General features: G+C 71.3%; 15 protein-coding genes. 5 read left to right on the forward strand and 10 right to left on the reverse strand.

Annotated elements, in window-relative coordinates; genetic code table 11:
* The first annotated feature begins 113 nt into the window (after positions 1–113).
* Positions 114–1,871: a 2-isopropylmalate synthase gene (gene leuA, locus M5362_RS06460; RefSeq protein ID WP_260226356.1), complete on the forward strand. Its 1,758-nt coding sequence runs from the start codon at positions 114–116 to the stop codon at positions 1,869–1,871.
* A gap of 322 nt (positions 1,872–2,193) precedes the next feature.
* Positions 2,194–2,886: a TerB family tellurite resistance protein gene (locus M5362_RS06465; RefSeq protein ID WP_260226357.1), complete on the forward strand. Its 693-nt coding sequence runs from the start codon at positions 2,194–2,196 to the stop codon at positions 2,884–2,886.
* 15 nt (positions 2,887–2,901) lie between these two features.
* Here the strand turns inward: M5362_RS06465 and M5362_RS06470 are convergent, their stop codons facing one another.
* The 6 genes from M5362_RS06470 to M5362_RS06495 all read right to left on the reverse strand — a co-directional run bounded on the left by M5362_RS06470 (position 2,902) and on the right by M5362_RS06495 (position 10,151).
* Positions 2,902–4,302, reverse strand: a complete 1,401-nt coding sequence (locus M5362_RS06470) for an FAD-binding oxidoreductase (RefSeq protein ID WP_260226358.1) — start codon at positions 4,300–4,302, stop codon at positions 2,902–2,904.
* 196 nt (positions 4,303–4,498) lie between these two features.
* Positions 4,499–6,358 carry a LuxR family transcriptional regulator gene (locus M5362_RS06475; protein WP_260226359.1) on the reverse strand — a complete coding sequence of 620 codons (1,860 nt, stop codon included), beginning with the start codon at positions 6,356–6,358 and terminating at the stop codon, positions 4,499–4,501.
* A gap of 145 nt (positions 6,359–6,503) precedes the next feature.
* Positions 6,504–7,877: an FAD-dependent oxidoreductase gene (locus M5362_RS06480; RefSeq protein WP_260226360.1), complete on the reverse strand. Its 1,374-nt coding sequence runs from the start codon at positions 7,875–7,877 to the stop codon at positions 6,504–6,506.
* A 138-nt stretch (positions 7,878–8,015) separates the two neighbouring features.
* Complete coding sequence (locus tag M5362_RS06485) at positions 8,016–8,819, reverse strand: hypothetical protein (RefSeq protein WP_260226361.1); 804 nt, start codon at positions 8,817–8,819, stop codon at positions 8,016–8,018.
* Between the two features lie 241 nt (positions 8,820–9,060).
* Positions 9,061–9,333: a DUF397 domain-containing protein gene (locus M5362_RS06490; RefSeq protein WP_260226362.1), complete on the reverse strand. Its 273-nt coding sequence runs from the start codon at positions 9,331–9,333 to the stop codon at positions 9,061–9,063.
* On the reverse strand, positions 9,315–10,151 hold the full coding sequence (locus M5362_RS06495; RefSeq protein WP_260226639.1) for a helix-turn-helix transcriptional regulator: 837 nt from the start codon (positions 10,149–10,151) through the stop codon (positions 9,315–9,317). The genes M5362_RS06490 and M5362_RS06495 overlap by 19 nt, the downstream gene beginning before the upstream one ends.
* Positions 10,152–10,501: 350 nt before the next feature.
* On the opposite strand from M5362_RS06495, the gene M5362_RS06505 reads away from it, so the two are divergent.
* The 3 genes from M5362_RS06505 (at position 10,502) to M5362_RS06515 (ending at position 12,433) form a co-directional block, all read left to right on the forward strand.
* Complete coding sequence (locus tag M5362_RS06505) at positions 10,502–10,717, forward strand: hypothetical protein (protein ID WP_260226363.1); 216 nt, start codon at positions 10,502–10,504, stop codon at positions 10,715–10,717.
* Positions 10,718–10,840: 123 nt separating this feature from the next.
* On the forward strand, positions 10,841–11,590 hold the full coding sequence (recO, locus tag M5362_RS06510) for a DNA repair protein RecO (protein WP_260226364.1): 750 nt from the start codon (positions 10,841–10,843) through the stop codon (positions 11,588–11,590).
* Positions 11,591–11,608: 18 nt separating this feature from the next.
* On the forward strand, positions 11,609–12,433 hold the full coding sequence (locus M5362_RS06515) for an isoprenyl transferase (protein WP_260226641.1): 825 nt from the start codon (positions 11,609–11,611) through the stop codon (positions 12,431–12,433).
* 55 nt (positions 12,434–12,488) lie between these two features.
* Here the strand turns inward: M5362_RS06515 and M5362_RS06520 are convergent, their stop codons facing one another.
* The 4 genes from M5362_RS06520 to M5362_RS06535 all read right to left on the reverse strand — a co-directional run bounded on the left by M5362_RS06520 (position 12,489) and on the right by M5362_RS06535 (position 18,069).
* The gene (locus M5362_RS06520; RefSeq protein ID WP_260226365.1) at positions 12,489–15,209 is read right to left on the reverse strand and encodes a M4 family metallopeptidase; all 2,721 of its coding nucleotides are present in this window, start codon (positions 15,207–15,209) and stop codon (positions 12,489–12,491) included.
* 195 nt (positions 15,210–15,404) lie between these two features.
* Positions 15,405–16,445 (reverse strand): helix-turn-helix transcriptional regulator, encoded by a 1,041-nt coding sequence (locus tag M5362_RS33120; RefSeq protein ID WP_260226366.1) that lies wholly within the window; start codon positions 16,443–16,445, stop codon positions 15,405–15,407.
* A gap of 256 nt (positions 16,446–16,701) precedes the next feature.
* Entirely contained in the window at positions 16,702–17,112 is a 411-nt protein-coding gene (locus M5362_RS06530) for a Fur family transcriptional regulator (protein WP_260226367.1), read from the reverse strand.
* A gap of 45 nt (positions 17,113–17,157) precedes the next feature.
* Entirely contained in the window at positions 17,158–18,069 is a 912-nt protein-coding gene (locus tag M5362_RS06535) for a metal ABC transporter permease (RefSeq protein WP_260226368.1), read from the reverse strand.
* Positions 18,070–18,079: the final 10 nt, after the last annotated feature.

Below are 18,079 nucleotides of genomic sequence, written 5' to 3' on the forward strand. Positions count from 1 at the left end.
CCTTAGCTGCCGCGGCGAGGGCCTGTAGTCGTAGGCCGACCCCCTCCCCGCGGGACCTGGTGTTGCGTTCGACAGTCGGCCGTCCCCTTGTTGGACCCGAGGAGCCCTACGCAATGTCCCAGCCCGTTGGCCGCCCGACGCCCATCACCAACGCCACCCAGATGCAGAAGCCGTCCGGGATGCCGATCCACAAGTACGGCCGGTACGAGGCCGTACAGATCCCCGATCGCACCTGGCCCGAGCAGCGCATCACCAAGGCTCCCCGCTGGCTCTCGACCGACCTGCGCGACGGCAACCAGGCGCTGATCGACCCCATGAGCCCCGCCCGCAAGCGCGAGATGTTCGACCTGCTGGTGCGCATGGGCTACAAGGAGATCGAGGTCGGCTTCCCGTCCTCCGGCGAGACCGACTTCGCCTTCGTGCGCTCCATCATCGAAGAGGGCGCGATCCCGGACGACGTCACCATCTCCGTACTGACCCAGGCCCGCGAGGACCTGATCGAGCGGACCGTGGAGTCCCTGGTCGGCGCCAAGCGCGCCACCGTCCACCTGTACAACGCCACCGCGCCCACCTTCCGCCGGGTCGTCTTCCGCGGCTCGAAGGAGGACATCAAGCAGATCGCCGTCGACGGCACGCGCCTCGTCATGGAGTACGCGGACAAGCTGCTGGGCGACGAGACGGTCTTCGGCTACCAGTACAGCCCGGAGATCTTCACCGACACCGAGCTGGACTTCGCCCTGGAGGTCTGCGAGGCGGTCTGTGACGTCTGGCAGCCGGAGGAGGGCCGCGAGATCATCCTCAACCTGCCCGCCACCGTGGAGCGTTCGACGCCGTCCACGCACGCGGACCGGTTCGAGTGGATGTCCCGGAACCTGACCCGCCGCGCCTACGTCTGTCTGTCCGTCCACCCGCACAACGACCGCGGTACGGCGGTGGCCGCGGCCGAGCTGGCCATCATGGCCGGCGCCGACCGCATCGAGGGCTGCCTGTTCGGGCAGGGCGAGCGCACCGGCAACGTCGACCTGGTGACCCTGGGCATGAACCTGTTCAGCCAGGGCGTCGACCCGCAGATCGACTTCTCGCAGATCGACGAGATCCGCCGCACCAGCGAGTACTGCAACCAGATGGAGGTCCACCCGCGCCACCCCTACGCGGGCGACCTGGTCTACACCGCCTTCTCCGGCTCCCACCAGGACGCCATCAAGAAAGGCTTCGACGCCATGGAGGCCGACGCGGCCGCCCAGGGCAAGACCGTGGACGACATCGAATGGGCGGTGCCGTACCTGCCGATCGACCCGAAGGACGTCGGCCGCTCCTACGAGGCCGTCATCCGGGTCAACTCGCAGTCCGGCAAGGGCGGTATCGCGTACGTCCTGAAGAACGACCACAAGCTGGACCTGCCGCGCCGGATGCAGATCGAGTTCTCGAAGATCATCCAGCAGATGACCGACAACGACGGCGGCGAGGTCACCCCGGCCGCGATCTGGTCCGTCTTCCAGGACGAGTACCTGCCGAACCCGGGCAACGCCTGGGGCCGCATCCAGCTGCGCTCCGGCCAGACCACCTCGGACACCGACGGCACCGACACGCTGACCGTCGAGGCGGTCGTGGACGGCGTCGACACCGTCCTGACCGGCTCCGGCAACGGACCGATCTCCGCCTTCTTCGCCGCGCTGCAGTCCATCGGCGTGGACGCCCGGCTGCTGGACTACCAGGAGCACACGATGAGCGAGGGCGCCTCCGCGCAGGCCGCCTCGTACATCGAGTGCGCCATCGACGGCAAGGTTCTGTGGGGCATCGGCATCGACGCCAACACCACGCGCGCCTCGCTGAAGGCCGTCATCTCGGCGGTCAACCGCTCCGCGCGCTGACCCGCCCACACGGCCCGACCGTGATCCCCGTCGGGGAGAGCGCCGCCTCCGCGCCCTCCCCGACCACCCCTGAGGGTGATCTCGCCAGTACCGGATCCGCGTTCGAGCCGGGTGTCGTGGGGGTGGCGGCCGCCGCCGTGGCCCTGGGCGGCGGATTCGTCGCCTATTCGGTGCGCAGGCGCCGTCAGCGCCTGTCCCGACGTGTCGCGTCTCGGCCAAGTCGGTGGCGATCTGACGACGGGGTGCTGACGCCACATCAAGGATGTGGCTAACATCACTCCCCACGTCGGCAAAGTCGCCGGTTCGTCAAGGGAGGTGCGGCGTGCGGTCTGCCCGAGAGTCACGCGGACGAAAAGTGATCCTCTGCGGCGTTCGTACCTCCTGGAACACCGTCGGGGACGGTGAGTTCTTCTGCGAGGAGTGCGGCGGCGATCGCAACTACCGCAGGCGCACCGGACGTCGCCGGTTCGCGGTCCTGGGCGTCCCCCTGCTGCCCCGCGGGCTCGCCGGCCCGGTCGTGGAATGCACCGCGTGCCACACGCACTTCGGCACCGAGGCGCTCGACCACCCGACGACGAGCCGCTTCGCCGCGATGCTGCGCGACGGCGTGCACACCGTCGCCCTCGCCGTCCTCGCGGCGGGCGGCACCTCGTCCCGTACGGCCGTGGACACGGCGGTCACGGCGGTCCGCGCCGCCGGCTACGACGAGTGCACCGCAATCCAGCTCACCGATCTCGTCGAGGCGCTGGAGGCCGACACCGGCCGGTTCCTGCCCGACGCCGGCAGCGGGGGCGCCGCCCTCGCGATCGAGCTGCACGAGGCCCTGGAGCCGCTCGCCCCGCACCTGGCCGCCTCCGGCCGCGAGTCGATCCTGCTCCAGGGAGCCAGGATCGCGCTCGCGGACGGGGCGTACAGCCCGGCGGAACGGGACGTGCTCCACACGGTCGGCAACGCGCTCGCGCTCTGCTCCGACGACACCGCCCGGCTGCTCGCCACGGCCAGGACGCTGCTGTAGGGACCCCGGGGCCGCTCACGGCTCGATGTTGTGGTTGAGGCGGAACAGGTTGTCCGGGTCGTACCGGCGCTTGACCGCCCGCAGCCGCGCGTAGTTCTGCCGGTAATTGGCCCGTACGCGGTCCTGGTCGTCGGTGTCCATGAAGTTGATGTAGCCGGCTTCCTCGGTGTGCGGCCGCAGATCCCGGTCGTACGCCCGCGTCCAGGCGATGTTCGCCTCGTTGTCGGCGGGGTCCGTGTGCGTCGTGCCGAACGCGGCCGAGAACGACGCGTCGCGGTAGGCGAACGCGGTGTCCTCGGGGCCGACGCGGTGGCACGCGCCGTCGATCGGGAAGATCGCCGTGTCGCTCTCCATCGAGGGCAGCGTCTCCCCGTAGCGCATGTGCACGTCGATGGCGCCGTCGCCGAGACCGCGGCTGAAGTTGCCCTTCCAGTAGTGGTAGAGCCCCGGCGGCAGCTCCTCGTCGAAGAGCGTGTTGACCACCGGGTACGGCATCCGCTCCACGAACCTGCCGATGACCGGGCCCAGCTCGCCGAGCAGGCCGAGCACCTTCTCGTCCTCCTCGGCCGGGCCGCTGAAGCAGGTCATCAGACCGCAGACCGGGCGGCCGTGCCAGCGCTCCGGCAGGAACGGCATGGCGGGGCCGAGCACCATCACGAAGATCGTGTTGAGCTCCTCGGGCGCGCCGGTGGTCATGTCGCGCCAGCTCCGGGCCACGTCCCCGTCGAGCGGGAAGAAGACCACGCCGCCCAGGACGTCCGACACCGGGTGCAGGCGGTAGACGAGCGACGTGACGACCCCGAAGTTGCCTCCGCCGCCGCGCAGCGCCCAGAAGAGGTCGGGGTGCCGTTCGGCGTCGCAGGTGACGAGGGTGCCGTCGGCGGTCACGACGTCGGCCTGGAGGAGGTTGTCGCAGCTCAGCCCGTAGCGCCGGGCCAGGTTGCCCATCCCGCCGCCCAGGGTGAGGCCGCCGATGCCGGTGGTGGAGACGACGCCGCCGGTCGTGGCCAGGCCGAAGGCGTGCGTGGCGTGGTTGAAGTCGCCCCAGGTGCAGCCGCCGTCGGCCCGGGCGGTACGGGCCACGGGGTCGACGCGGACCGAGCGCATCCGGGACAGGTCGACGACCAGCCCGTCGTCGACGGTGCCGTGACCGGCGACGGCGTGGCTGCCGCCGCGGACCGCGAGCGGCAGGGCGTGGTCCCGGGCGAAGAGGACGCCGGCGATCACGTCGCCCGCGTCCACGGCGCGGACGACGACGGCCGGGTGGCGGTCGTGGAGGGCGTTGTAGACCCGGCGGGCCTCGTCGTAGGCGGGGTCGCCGGGTACGACGACGTCGCCGCGGACGGAGCCGCGCAGGACGTCGAGCGGGAGCCCGGCGGTGAGGGCGCCGGGGGCGAGCGTGTCGACGGTGTTCATGCACCCGTTCTAGGCCGCCGGGGCCGGCGCGGGCATCGCCCGAACCACCCACATCGGGGCACCGGGCGGGCATGGGCGAAACGGCCTATGGGGCGTCGGTTCCACCGGGCTTCGGCTTCGTCGGGCTTCGGCTACGTCGGGGGTCCGGCTACATGGGGCTTCGGCTACGTCGGGGGTCGGCTCCACCGGGCTTCGGCTACATAGGGGGTCCGGCCAAGTCGTGGGCGTAGGCGTAGGCCGTGGCGGCGGTACGGGAGGTCACGTCCAGCTTGGCGAAGATGTTGTTCAGGTGACGGGCGACCGTGTGCTCGCTGATCACCAGGGCCTGGGCGATGTCCCGGTTCGTGCCGCCCTCCGCGACCAGCCGGAGCACCTCCGCCTCCCGCGCGGTCAGGCCGCCAGGGAGCGCGTGGCGCGTCCCCGCCGTCAGCAGGGCCGCGGCGCGGCGGGCGTCCGGCAGCGCGCCGAGCCGCTCGAAGGCCGCCCTGGCCGCCATGAGTTCGAGGCGGGCGGCCTCCTCGTCGCCCGCGGCCCGGTCGGCGGCGGCGAGCAGCATCCGTACCTGCGCGGCCTCGTACGGGACGCGCAGCTCCAGCCAGCCCGCGAGGGCCAGGCGCAGCGGCCGCAGGGCCGCCGGGTCGCGGCGGGCGAGATCGAGCGCGCCCCGGGCGGTGGCGGCCATGGCGCCCAGGAGCGGCGCCTCGCCGGGCAGGGCCTCCAGCTCGGCGACCGCCTCCGCCGCGCCGTCCCGGTCCCCGACGGCCAGCGCCACCTCCGTCCGCGCGGCGAGCAGCCGCGCTCGGCCGAGGAGGTCGTGGCCCGGGTCGCTCTGGCAGGCCAGGGCCAGCTTCAGGCCCGTCACGGCGGCGTCGGCCTTGCCCTGGGCGAGCCGGAGCAGGGCAAGCCCCGGCTGCGGGATCCGCCCGAGCTCGTGGGCGTGCGCGTACGCGGTGGCGGCGGCGTCGAGGCGGCCCTGGCGCCGCCGGATCTCCCCGGCCGCGTAGTACGCCTCGGCGGCGACGTCGAGACTGTCCACGGGCACCTCCGCGCACACCCGGGCCGCCTCCGCCTCGGCGAGCTCCCAGGCCCCGCGCAGATCGAGCACCTCGACGTGGTGGATCCGGCACAGGCCGCGGAAGGGGTTGTCGGTGACCGACTCGGGGGTGGGGACGGGCGACGTACGTACTGCCATCGGCACCTCGGGGCCCGCGGCCGTAGGTGCCGTTCCGGGCAGCTCCGGGCCTCCAGTGGCTGCCGTTCCCGCAGCTTCCCGGCCTCCGGCGGCTGCCGTTCCCGGTGCTTCCGGGTCTCCGGCCGGGCCCGGCGCGCGGATGTGCTGGGACCACGGGACCTCGCACCAGGCCACCGCCGCGTCCGTCCACTCCACCGCCCGGCCCAGGTCCGCCGCCTCCATGCACTCGGTCAGCGCCAGGCAGAAGAGCCAGCCCGTGAACATCCCGCTCAGCTCGCCTGCCGTCACCGCGCACATCGTGTCGTCGAGCAGCGCCAGCCCCTCCGACCTGCGGCCGTTCGCGAGGAGGACCGCCGCGTGCGCCTGGCGGCTCAGGGCGATCAGGTCCGGGCTGCCGGAGTCACGGGCGAGGGCCTCCATGCGCCGGGCAGCGGCCAGCGCGCCTTCCGGGTCGCGGTGCTCCTGCGCCTCCTCGGCGTCCGTCCAGGCGAGGAAGCACTGCTCGGGGCAGTCCGGCTCGCCCTCCAGGTGGTGCCGGGACCGGTGCAGCCACCCGGCCGCCGCCGCGGGCCGCCCCAGACAGCGGTACTCGAAGTGCAGCCACCACGCGACCTGGCCCGCCCCCCGGTGGTCGCCCGCCGCCACGTACCCCGCGTGGGCCCGCAGCCGGGCGGTGACCGACTCGTCCACGTGCCCCGCCCACCAGGCGGCGTCCGCGAGGAGGTCCAGGTCGGCGGGGTCCAGCGCGACGGAGGGGTGCAGGTCGGCCTCGCGCAGCAGCGCGTACGCCTCGGCCCACGAGTCCCGGGTCGCCGCGTCGCGCGCCCGCTCGACGGCCGGCGCCTCTTCCACGGGGACGGCCATCGCCGCTCACTTCCCTTCCCGGCCCTGCCGGTGCTTCCAGAATATGAGCGCGCCGCGCGCACGGCCTCCCGTGCCGGGTCGCGGAGACGGGCCGGGCCCCCACCGGCAGATGACCGATGGGGGCCCGGGAAGCGCGGGGCGTGGGTCAGCCCAGGTCGACGCCGCTCGCGCGGAGCATGTCCTCGCGCTCGACGATCTTCACGCGCTCGCGGCCCTGCGGCTCGCCCAGCGCCTTCTCGGCGGCGTCGAGGGCGTACCAGCCCTCCCACGTCGTGTACGTGATGCCCTTGCCTTCCAGGAAGGCGACGACCGCGTCCGTCTCGGGCGTCTCGGGGGTGAGGAGCCGGCCGTTGGCGAAGTCGTCGAGCAGGTTCGCGACCGTCTCGTTGGCGTCGCCCTTGGTGTGGCCGATGAGGCCGACCGGGCCACGGCGGATCCAGCCGGTGACGTACGTCGACGCCAGGTGCTCGCCGCCCTCCTCGATCACGCGGCCGCCCTCGTCCGGGACGGTGCCGGAGGCGGTGTCCCAGGGGAGCTTGGGCAGCTCGTCGGAGAGGTAGCCGACGGCGCGGTAGACGGCCTGGACGTCCCAGTCCGTGGTCTGGCCGGTGCCCTTCACGTTGCCCGTGCCGTCCAGCTCGGTGCGCTCGGTACGGAGGCCGACGACCGTGCCGTCCTCGCCGAGGATCTCGACCGGCGACTCGAAGAAGTGGAGGAAGAGCTTGTGCGGGCGGTCGCCGACGTCGCGGATCGCCCAGTTCTCCAGGGTCTTGGCGACCATGTCGGTCTGCTTGTTCTTGCGCCGCTCGGCGATCGAGCCCTCGTCGTAGTCGATGTCCTCGGGGTTGACGATGACCTCGATGGTGGGGGAGTGGTCCAGCTCGCGCAGCTCCATCGGGCTGAACTTCGCCTGGGCCGGGCCACGGCGGCCGAAGACGTGGATCTCCACGGCCTTGTTGGCCTTCAGGCCGTCGTAGACGTTCGCCGGGATCTCGGTCGGCAGCAGCTCGTCCGCCGTCTTGGCGAGGATGCGCGCGATGTCGAGCGCCACGTTGCCCACACCGAGGACGGCGACCTTCTCGGCCTTCAGCTCCCAGGTGCGCGGGACGTCCGGGTGACCGTCGTACCAGGAGGCGAAGTCGGCGGCGCCGAACACGCCGTCCAGCTCGACGCCGGGGATCCTCAGCTCGCGGTCGGCCATCGCGCCGGTCGAGAACACCACGGCGTCGTAGAAGGCGCGCAGGTCGTCGAGGTGCACGTCGGTGCCGTAGTCGACGTTGCCGAAGAGACGGACCTGCGGCTTGTCGAGCACCTGGTGCAGGGCGGTGATGATGCCCTTGATGCGCGGGTGGTCCGGCGCGACGCCGTACCGGATCAGACCGAAGGGGGCCGGCATCCGCTCGAAGATGTCGATGGACACGCCCGGCTCTGCGGCGGCCTCGGACTTCAGCAGCGCATCGGCGGCGTAGATTCCGGCGGGGCCGGCGCCGACGATCGCGACCCGGAGGGGGCGGGGCATGTCAGGGTTCCCTTCGCAAGCGACGCGACGGCGAGAGCTGCCGTCACTTAGGTCACCCTAATTAACCCCTCGCGCGGAGCGGTACCCGCCCCCCGTCTATGGCCCCATAAGCTGAACTTATGACTTCCCAAAGGGCGACTAGAGGGCGACGCCCCGGATCGCGTCGCTCACCAGTGACCACGTGAGGGCGATCTGCCCGAGCCCGACCAGGAAGATGAACACTCCGAAGGCGCAGAAGAGTCCCCGCAGCACCGCCGCGTCCGGTACGACAGCGTCCGCCGGGTCCCGCGGGTCGTAGCGGACCCGCAGGGTCACCCCGCCGCCGGAGTGGTACAGGGACCGGTTCACGCCGGCGTGGTCCTTGTACCGGTACCACCCCGGACCGGTCTGCACGGCGATGACCTCGGTGCCGCGCTTGATCTTCCGCCGCCGCCCGGCCCACGCCAGCACGATCGCGCCGCCGCACCCCATGAAGAGAGCCGCGATGCCGCCGAAGAAGACGACGGTGATCGCCGTCCCGGCGTCCCCGTGGATTCCGGCGACCACGGCCAGGGCGATGATCAGGGCCAGGCTCGCGAGCGAGAACAGTGCGAGCCGGCGCAGGGTCCTCTTGTTGCGGACGGTGTCGCGGCCGCGCACGACGACGCCCTCGGTGCCGTCGGCCTCCCCGGCCGGCTCGGGCAGCAGCTCGTTCACCGCGTCGGCGAAGGCGACGGCCGCCGCCTCGTCCACGCCCTCGATCCGGTGGACGGTCGGCGTCACCCCTGGAAGGGCCCGCACCTCGACGGCGACACGCCTCCCTTCGGCGTGCACGCGGGCGATCGCCTCCGCGAAGATCGTCACCTCCTCGTGGGGGCGCTCCAGGATCAGACCGCCGGGGTGGGCGCTCAGGACGGAGCCACCGTCGCCCTGGAGCACGGGTATGGAGGAAGTGATCGACATGACGCGTGATCTTAAGCGCGTGTGATCAATCGGTGAAGGCCCCTGGACGGAGCCGTGACGCCGACCACTTGGCGGGGGGAGACCAGCCCGGTGTCCGCTCCCCCTCGTCGCCGGAGACCAGACTCCTGGCGACGACGAGTACGGAACCGTCGACCACCGACCCGTCCTCGGGGCGACGGTCCGCAAGGAGCGCGCGTTCCGCCGGAGGTGCCGAGTGTGCTCGGGACGGTGGGGCTGATCGTCAGCCCCTCCTGACCCCGCCGATGAACGCGGCCCACGCGGGGGCGGAGACGACAAGGGCGGGGCCGGTGGGCACCTTGCTGTCACGGACGGGGACGACGCCGGGGACGTTGTCGAGAACCTCGACGCAGGAGCCGCCCTCGCCGTTGCTGTACGTGCTCTTGCGCCACGCGGCGCCGACGAAGTCGTACGAGACCTCGACGCAGTCGCCACCGTGGCCGTCACTGAACGAGCTCTTGAACCAACGTGCGTTGCTCAGGTCGTAGTCGCGCATCGTCTGTAGTCCTCAGCCGCCGATTCGATCAGGGGCAGGGACGCCTCCGGCGACAGCGCGACGGCCCTGAGGAGATCGTAGGCCGCCTGCGTGCGCTTCACCACAGCCGGATCATCCAGCAAGTTGCCCGAGAACAAGGCCTCCGTATAGGCGGTTGGGGGAGCGTCCGCGAACTCCATGAGTTTGAGGGTCTTGCCCATCTCCGGGTACGCGCCGGCGGCGTACGGCAGTACCTGGATCAGTGCTGTGCGCTCGCGCACCGTTCGGACGGCGTGGTCGAGCTGCTCAGCCATCACTGTCGGGCCGCCCACGGGGATGCGCAGTGCGGACTCGTGCAGGATCACCCAATACACGGGGCGTGTAGCGCCCTTCAGGATCACGGACCGGTCCATCCGGCCGATGACGGTCTCCTCGACGTATTCGTCCGTTGCCAGTGGGTTGCTGGCGCGGGTGATGGCCCGCGCGTAGTCCGGCGTCTGAAGAAGGCCCGGTACGACCGTCGGTGCGAACTCGCAGATCTTCGTCGCGATGTCCTCCAGGTCCGCAGCGGCCTGGAAATACTCCGCATACGGCGACTTGTTGATGAGCTTGCGCCACGTCCGTTCGAAAATACCGCCGGTTTGTAGCACCTCGTCGATTCGCTGCGCCACGTCCAGTTGCGGCTTTCGGATTCCCTGCTCGAACAGGCCGATGTATCCGCCCGATACGAACACCAGTCTGCCGAGTTCGCTCTGTGAAAGGCTCGCCGCCTCGCGGCGCTCCTTCAGGAGATCCCCGAAGAACTCCCACGCGTCCTGCCGCTTGGAACCTCTGGCCATGGCCTGACTACCCGCCCCTACGCCGCAGTTGTTGGACCTGCGCATCTGGCCGATTCTACGGATCCGGCACCACCCTGGATGCGGAAATCCGGAAATGGATTCAGGAAGAGGTGCGTTGTGAAGGAACAGGGCGAGCGGCTGTCCACGGGGGCCGTACATGAAGCTCAGGAGGCGGTGAGGGAATTGCGTGAAGCACTTGTGAGGGCCGGAATCGTCCTGCCCTCGCTGGGGCTCGACGTTCTCACCCTCGCCGCCGATCCCCCTCGGCCGCTCGTCGAATTGGGACGCTGCACGGTGGAAACGGCGCGCCTGTTGACCGGCGCCGTACTGTCAGGGGAAAGGGGCCGGTCTTGAAACTGCCCATCGGGTCGTACGTCGTCGACATCCACACCGGAAGGGTCGGCACGGTCATGGGGCATGAGGGCCCGTACGTCCAGCTGAGGCCCCTCGGGGGCGGCCGTGAGTGGGACGCCGAGCCGGAGGGGGTCCGCGAGGCCACCTCCGCCGAGCGCCTGCGGGCCGCCACCGCCCACGTGAACGCGCGGAGCCGGGGGGAGGTGCCGTGAAGGCGGCGGCTCGGGATCTCGTGGTGTGACGCAGGGTGAGCGCCGGGACGCGGCTCCGGGCGGTGAACGACCGGTGCCCCGGAGCGGTCCCGGAGCGCGATGTCCGTACGCGAGAATGGGCGCATGAGTCTGTTCCGCGACGACGGCATCGTGCTGCGCACCCAGAAGCTGGGTGAAGCGGACCGCATCATCACTCTGCTCACACGCGGTCACGGCCGCGTACGCGCCGTAGCGCGCGGGGTGCGGCGGACCAAGTCCAAGTTCGGGGCGAGGCTCGAACCCTTCTCCCACGTCGACGTGCAGTTCTTCGCTCGCGGGAGTGACCTCGTCGGGCGCGGGCTCCCTCTCTGCACCCAGAGCGAGACCATCGCCCCGTACGGCGGCGGGATCGTCACCGACTACGCCCGCTACACCGCCGGGACGGCGATGCTGGAGACGGCCGAGCGGTTCACGGACAACGAGGGCGAGCCCGCCGTGCAGCAGTACCTGCTGCTCGTCGGCGGGCTGCGCACCCTCGCGCGGGGCGAGCACGCCCCCCATCTGATCCTCGACGCCTTCCTCCTCCGCTCCCTCGCCGTCAACGGCTACGCGCCGAGCTTCGAGGACTGCGCGAAATGCGGACTTCACGGGCCGAACCGGTTCTTCTCGGTCGCGGCGGGCGGCGTCATATGCGGCGACTGCCGTGTGCCCGGCAGCGTCGTACCCTCTCCGGAGGCCATCGGCCTGCTCAGCGCGCTGCTCACCGGCGACTGGGCGACGGCGGACGCGTGCGAGCCGCGTCACGTCAGGGAGGGCAGCGGGCTGGTGTCCGCCTACCTGCACTGGCACCTGGAGCGCGGCCTGCGCTCCCTGCGGTATGTAGAGAAGAGCTAGGAGACCCATCGCATGGCCATCGCACGACGCGGAATCCTCGGACGGAAGATCCGGGAGTACAAGACCCCGGAACCGCACCCGTCCGGCGCGCGCCCGCCGAAGCTCCCCGCCGAGCTGGTGCCGAACCACGTCGCCTGTGTGATGGACGGCAACGGCCGCTGGGCCCAGGAGCGTGGGCTGCCGCGCACGGAGGGGCACAAGGTCGGCGAGGGAGTCGTCCTCGACGTGCTCAAGGGGTGCCTGGAGATGGGCGTGAAGAACCTCTCCCTCTACGCCTTCTCCACCGAGAACTGGAAGCGTTCCCCCGAGGAGGTCCGCTTCCTCATGAACTTCAACCGGGACGTCATCCGGCGCCGGCGTGACGAGATGGACGAGCTGGGCATCCGGATCCGCTGGGTCGGCCGCATGCCGAAGATGTGGAAGTCGGTCGTCCAGGAGCTCCAGGTCGCGCAGGAGCAGACCGTCGACAACGACGCGATGACGCTGTACTTCTGTGTGAACTACGGCGGTCGCGCCGAGGTCGCCGACGCGGCGCAGGCCATCGCCCGTGACGTCGCCGCCGGCAAGCTGGACCCGTCGAAGGTCAACGAGAAGACCTTCCAGAAGTACCTCTACTACCCGGACATGCCGGACGTCGACCTGTTCCTGCGCCCCAGCGGCGAGCAGCGCACCTCGAACTACCTGATCTGGCAGAGCAGCTACGCGGAGATGATCTTCCAGGACGTGCTGTGGCCGGACTTCGACCGCCGTGACCTGTGGCGGGCCTGCGTGGAGTACGCCTCCCGCGACCGTCGCTTCGGCGGCGTGGACCCGGCGGACATGGCCGTGCTCGACAAGGCCTGAGCGAGGACGGGGCCCGGGCCGTACGGACGCTGTCCGTACGGCCCGGGCTTCTTCGTCAGGCGCAGGTGCCCGCGAACGACTCCCGGGTCACGACGTCCGTCGAGGCGGCCGAGGTGTCCAGCCAGACCGTCCGCTGCCCGTCGCCGAGCTGCGGGGACAGCTGCATGCCGGAGGAGCAGGAGACCCTGCTGTACGCCGGGGTGCCGTTGACCACGTCGGCGACCGGGGCGACGTTCACCTTGCCGATCTTTCCGGTCCAGGCGCCGAGGGCGCCGGAGGGGTCGTACGTCGAGTAGGCGAAGTACGTGTCGTTGACGGAGAACTGGCCGCCGTACGTCTGGGACGGGCCGGCGATCCTCTTCTTCTGGGAGAGGTCGCCCAGCGGCGCCGACCAGAACGCGTCGCTGCGGAAGAGGAACGACGTCGTCTCGCGCCAGAAGACCCGGTCCTCGGTGAGCTGGACGTCCGTGACCTCGCCGAAGATGTAGGACTGGATCCGCACGCGCTGCGCGGCGCCGGTGGCGATGTCGTACACGTTCATGTGGTCGTTGTCGCCGTCACGCCAGGCCACCGTGCCCTGCTTCATGGTCAGACGCGCGGCGGTGGTGCCCGGGGCCGGGGTCAGGTTGACCGTGCTGCCGTCGCGCTCCCGGAGCATGACGTCGGACTCGCCGCCCTGCTTGTCGATGTAGGCGAGCCGGCCGTCGTCGGTCACGGGCTCCATCTCGTCGCCCGGGCCGTCCACGAGCTTGCGGATCGGGCCCTTGCCCTGGTCGCGGGCGGTGTAGACGCCGACGGAGTCCGGAGTGATCCGGGTGAAGACGATCCGGTCCTCGTCGAGCGACGGGTCGAGCAGGTAGGCGTTCTTCTCGGCGAGCTCGTGCCGCGAGCCGCCGTGCCACCCGTGGCCGTGCCCCTTCCCGAAGCGGCCGACCGTGATGCCGAAGTCCGCGCTGCTCGCGTTCCAGGCGATCGGGTCGCCGTGGCCGATCGCGTAGACGTCGCCGCTGATCTGCGCCGCCTGCTCGTCGACCCCGCTGTACACCTCGTACGCGGGCAGGACGTCACGGGCGAGCGTCATGCCGTCCTGGGTGCCGGACCTGCGCTCCCAGCCCTCCACGATGCCGTGGGCGTCGAAGGCGTCGGCGATCGCCTCGCGGTCGGCGCGGGAGACCTTGAGCGACTTCGCGGCGAGGGTGACCGCGTTCCGCATGTCCGAGAAGCCGGAGAGCGGGGTCAGGTAGTTCTGCGCAGCCCGGTAGACGATCTTGTCCGCGAGCGCCGGGTCCAGGCTCTTCCGCATGTCCCACAGTGCGCCGGAGACGATCGTGGAGTTGAGGTGGACACCGCCGTTGTCGATGTCGAGCGAGGCGGGCAGGTAGTCCTCGCCCGCGACCCGGCCGTCGTTCATGTCGCGCAGCGCGCACTCGGCGAGCGGCTTGGTGCCGTTGCAGAGGTACTCGCCGATGAGGCCCGAGGTCGGGTCGGACATGGCGACGCCCTTGTCGGCGGTCTCCATGGCGTTGCCGAAGTAGTCGGATATCGCCTCGTTGAGGGCGCCCGACTGGTTGAGGTAGACGAGTCCGGCGCTGTGCTCGGTCACGCCGTGGGTCATCTCGTGGCCGACGACGTCGAGGCCGACCGAGAGCGGGACTCCGGCCATGTGGCCGTACACCATCTTGGTGCCGTCCCAGAAGGCGTTGGCGTAGTCCTTGCCGCCCTGGGCGACGTTCACGACCGAGTGGATCGTGCCGCCCTTGCCGTCGATGCCGTCGCGGCCGACCTCGTGCTTGAAGTACTCGTAGACCTTCCCGGCGTTCAGATGGGCGTCCACCGCGCCGGAGGTGGTGGCGGTCCCCGAGAAGCGGTCGGTCGGTGAGGAGACGACCTTGACGTCCTCCGTGACCGGGCCGTTCGCGACATCGAGGTAGCTCTTGCGGTTCGCGTCGTACGTACGGATCTGGCCGCCGGCCTTCGCGAACATCGCGCGCGAGGAGTCGACGAGCGTGTACGAGCCGTCGGCCTCCTTGTCGATCTCGATCCGCTCCTCGGCGCCGTCCACCTTCACGCCCGTGCCGTGGGCCGGCGAGACGGCGGCGGCGTCGATGTTGTCGTAGGAGAGCGCGATACCGCCCACGTGCGCGTCGACGAACACCTCCTGGCGGACCGGGGAGCCGTCCGCCTTCGCGCCGCTGACGGTGAAGTGCCAGGCGAGGCGGCCGCCGCCGGAGCCGGGCAGCACGGTCAGACCGTGGCTCTCGGTCCCGCCGCCCTCGACACCGGAGAGGTCCGGGTCGAGGGTGAACATCCGCTGCCGGGCGGCGGCTTCGGAGACCTCGGGCGTGGTGGAGACGGTCAGCTCCGGGTAGAGCGTGCCGGTCGCGGAGACGACCTGCTCGCCGCCGTCCGCCGCCTCGGTCTGTACGGCGTACTCGGCGCCGAACACCGGGACGCCGCCCCGCCTCTGCTGGAAACGGACCGAGGACTGGGCCCCGGACCTGGTCGTGCGCACCGTCGTCAGTTCGGAGACGGGGACCCGGTAGGTCGTCTCGTGCGCCTTGAGGTGGGCGCGGGCCGCGTCGGCCGGGGTGCCCGCGCGGGGCGCGGAGTCGAGGCCCTGCGTCATGCGGGGCGCGACCGGGGTGGTGGGCAGGGTCGCGGCCGGGGTCTCCGGCCCCCCTTCCTGCGCCTGGGCGGGAACGGCCAACAGGACTGAACCGGTTGCCGCGGCGACGACGCCGGTGGCCAGGATCCGACGGATCCGTTGTGTTCTCACGAAGTCTCCCCATCACACACGTTCGCGAGGGCTGGTGGCCCTCGCGACTGATGGGGTCGATCGTTCGGTACGGCAGGTTCCGCTTACAAGGGAGAGGGCGTGGCGTGAAGCCGCCCAGGCGTAAAGGCGCCTACGGCAGGACGGGTTGAAGCCGGGTCAAGGCGCCGGAGACCGGGCCAAGACGGCGTAGATGGCTCAGCGGCCGGCCGGGCGCGGGTCCAGCCAGCCCGAGACGGCCGCGTGCCAGCCGAGTTGGAAGCGGGTCGCCGCGCCCACCGCCTCCATCAGCGTGTGCAGGCGCCGTTGCACCGTACGGTGCCCCATGCCCAGCTGGCGGGCGATGGCCGAGTCGGTGAGACCGACATGGAGCAGCGCGAGGATCTGCCGGTCCACCGGGTCGAGCCGCCCCGCGCCGTCCGCCGTCCGCTGTCTCCCGGCCGCCGTGCTGAGCCGCCAGCCTCTCTCGAAGTACTGCTCGAAGAGCGAGACCAGCGCGGTCAGCAGCCCGCTGCGGTGCACCACGAGCGCCACCGGCTCCTCCGTCTCGTCGCGCTCGGGATCCAGCGGAAGCAGCGCGCACTCCCTGTCCATGATGATCAGCTTGATCGGCAACTCGTCGGTGACCGCGATCTGCTGGCCGTCCGCGGCGAGCTCCGCGAGCCAGTGCGCGGCGTGGGCGTCCTCCAGCCAGGACCTGGCCACGACGGACTTCACGGTCAGGCCCCGTCGCATCGAGTCCCGCTCGACCTCGTCGAGGTTGTCCTCGAAGGTGATGACGGCGGGCGCCGGCATCGCCGGGACCAGCGAGCGGACCTCGTACCGTGCCTCGCGCTGCATCGCGACGAGCCGGCGCCGGATGGCGGCGGCGCCCGAGAGGACCTCGACGGGCGCGCCGTAGGTCCGGGTGTGGGCGGCGCGGTGCCGTTCGGCGAGTTCGGTGACGAAGTGCTCGACGCGGTGCAGTGAGGTGCGGCGGGACTCCAGGAGCGGCCCGAGCGCGAGGACGGGGGAGGCCGCCCGGTACCGCACGGCGCCCCCGTCCCGCTCGGCGCTGGCGAGCCCGCGCTCGACGAGCCCCGTCAGGGCGCGCAGGACCATCTCCGGGGCCGCCGTGGGGTGGCCGAGAGCGGCGGGATCGCTGTCCGGCCGGTCCACCAGGAGCCGGTAGACACTGTCCTGTTCGGCGTCGAGACCGAGCAACGCGAGCAGCGACGCGTCCTCCGAAACCGGCTCCACCCGTACCCCACCCCTCCCGGCCACCCCACCAGTGGGGGCCAGGGTAACGGGGCGCGCGGGCGCGGCTACGGTCACGGCCCGTCGACGCGTACGGAAGCCCGCCGACGGATACGGAAGGGGCCCGTCGACGGATCCGGAAGGGCCTTTCGACGCGTACGGAAGGGCCCGTCGGCGCGTGCGGAAGGGCCCGTCGACCGATGCGGAAGGGCCCGCACCGGAGCGATCCGGTGCGGGCCCTTCCGTATCGGCTGAGGGTCTACTTGGCCGCGCACTCCGCGCACGTGCCGAAGATCTCGACCGTGTGCGCCACGTTCACGAATCCGTGCTCCGCCGCGATGGTCTCCGCCCACTGCTCCACCGCCGGGCCCTCCACCTCGACCGCGCGGCCGCAGACGCGGCAGACGAGGTGGTGGTGGTGGTCGCCCGTCGAGCAGCGGCGGTAGACCGTCTCGCCCTCGCTGGTGCGCAGGGCGTCGACCTCGCCCGCGTCCGCGAGGGACTGGAGCGTTCGGTACACGGTCGTGAGGCCCACGGAATCACCGCGGTGCTTGAGCATGTCGTGCAGCTCCTGGGCGCTGCGGAACTCGTCCACCTCGTTCAGTGCCGCCGACACTGCGGCCCGCTGCTTGGTCGAGCGGCCGCGTACGGGGGGTCCTGCCGTCGCCACGGGGTCTCCTAGTGATGTCGTCGCCCCCGCCATTCTGCCAGGCTGCTAGACCCTGGCGTCGTCCGTGGGTCGCCGCGTCCGCGGAACGGCCATGTCGCACTCGGCCGAGGACGGCGACGCGGCGGAGGCGGCGGCCTCGGCGGCCCGGGCCCGGCGCCTGGCCAGGGGGGCGGCGAGCGCCGTGAGGACGACGAAGACGGCGATCGCGAGCAGCACGATGAGCGAGCCGGGCGGCAGGTCCTGGTAGTACGTGGTGACGGTGCCCGTCAGCGTGACACCCGTCCCGATGACGATCGCGAGGACGAACGTCGCACGGAAGGAGCGGGTCAGCTGCTGTGCCGCTGCCACCGGGACCACCATCAGCGCGCTGACGAGCAGCAGGCCGACGACCCGCATCGCGACCGTGACGGTCACGGCCGCCGTGATCGCGACGAGCAGGTTGAGGGCGCGCACCGGCAGTCCGGTCACCCGGGCGAACTCCTCGTCCTGGCTGACCGCGAAGAGCTGGCGGCGCAGGCCGAGGGTGACGAGGACGACGAAGGCGGCCAGTACGGCGATCGCGGTGACGTCCTCCGACGACACCGTGGAGAGGGAGCCGAAGAGGTACGAGAGCAGGTTGGCGTTGGAGCCGCCGCCGACCTGGATCAGCATGACGCCGCCCGCCATGCCGCCGTAGAAGAGCAGGGCGAGCGCGAGGTCGCCGCGGGTGCGCCCGTACGTCCGGATCAGCTCCATGAGGACGGCGCCGGCGACGGCGACCAGGGTGGCCATCCACACCGGACTGCTGTTCAGCAGGAAGCCGAGGCCGACACCGGTCATGGCGACATGGCCGATGCCGTCGCCCATCAGGGCCTGGCGGCGCTGGACGAGGAAGATGCCGACGGCGGGCGCGGTGATGCCGACGAGGACGGCCGCGAGCAGCGCCCGCTGCATGAAGGCGGGTTCGAGGAATTCCATGATCAGGTCA

Source organism: Streptomyces sp. Je 1-79 (assembly GCF_025195125.1).
Lineage (GTDB): Bacteria > Actinomycetota > Actinomycetes > Streptomycetales > Streptomycetaceae > Streptomyces.

Coding starts and splice junctions, on each gene's coding strand:
- leuA (WP_260226356.1), top strand. CDS start 114: ATGTCCCAGCCCGTTGGCCGCCCGACGCCCATCACCAACGCCACCCAG.
- M5362_RS06470 (WP_260226358.1), bottom strand. CDS start 4,302: ATGAACACCGTCGACACGCTCGCCCCCGGCGCCCTCACCGCCGGGCTC.
- M5362_RS06475 (WP_260226359.1), bottom strand. CDS start 6,358: ATGGCCGTCCCCGTGGAAGAGGCGCCGGCCGTCGAGCGGGCGCGCGAC.
- M5362_RS06480 (WP_260226360.1), bottom strand. CDS start 7,877: ATGCCCCGCCCCCTCCGGGTCGCGATCGTCGGCGCCGGCCCCGCCGGA.
- M5362_RS06485 (WP_260226361.1), bottom strand. CDS start 8,819: ATGTCGATCACTTCCTCCATACCCGTGCTCCAGGGCGACGGTGGCTCC.
- M5362_RS06490 (WP_260226362.1), bottom strand. CDS start 9,333: ATGCGCGACTACGACCTGAGCAACGCACGTTGGTTCAAGAGCTCGTTC.
- M5362_RS06495 (WP_260226639.1), bottom strand. CDS start 10,151: ATGGCCAGAGGTTCCAAGCGGCAGGACGCGTGGGAGTTCTTCGGGGAT.
- recO (WP_260226364.1), top strand. CDS start 10,841: ATGAGTCTGTTCCGCGACGACGGCATCGTGCTGCGCACCCAGAAGCTG.
- M5362_RS06535 (WP_260226368.1), bottom strand. CDS start 18,069: ATGGAATTCCTCGAACCCGCCTTCATGCAGCGGGCGCTGCTCGCGGCC.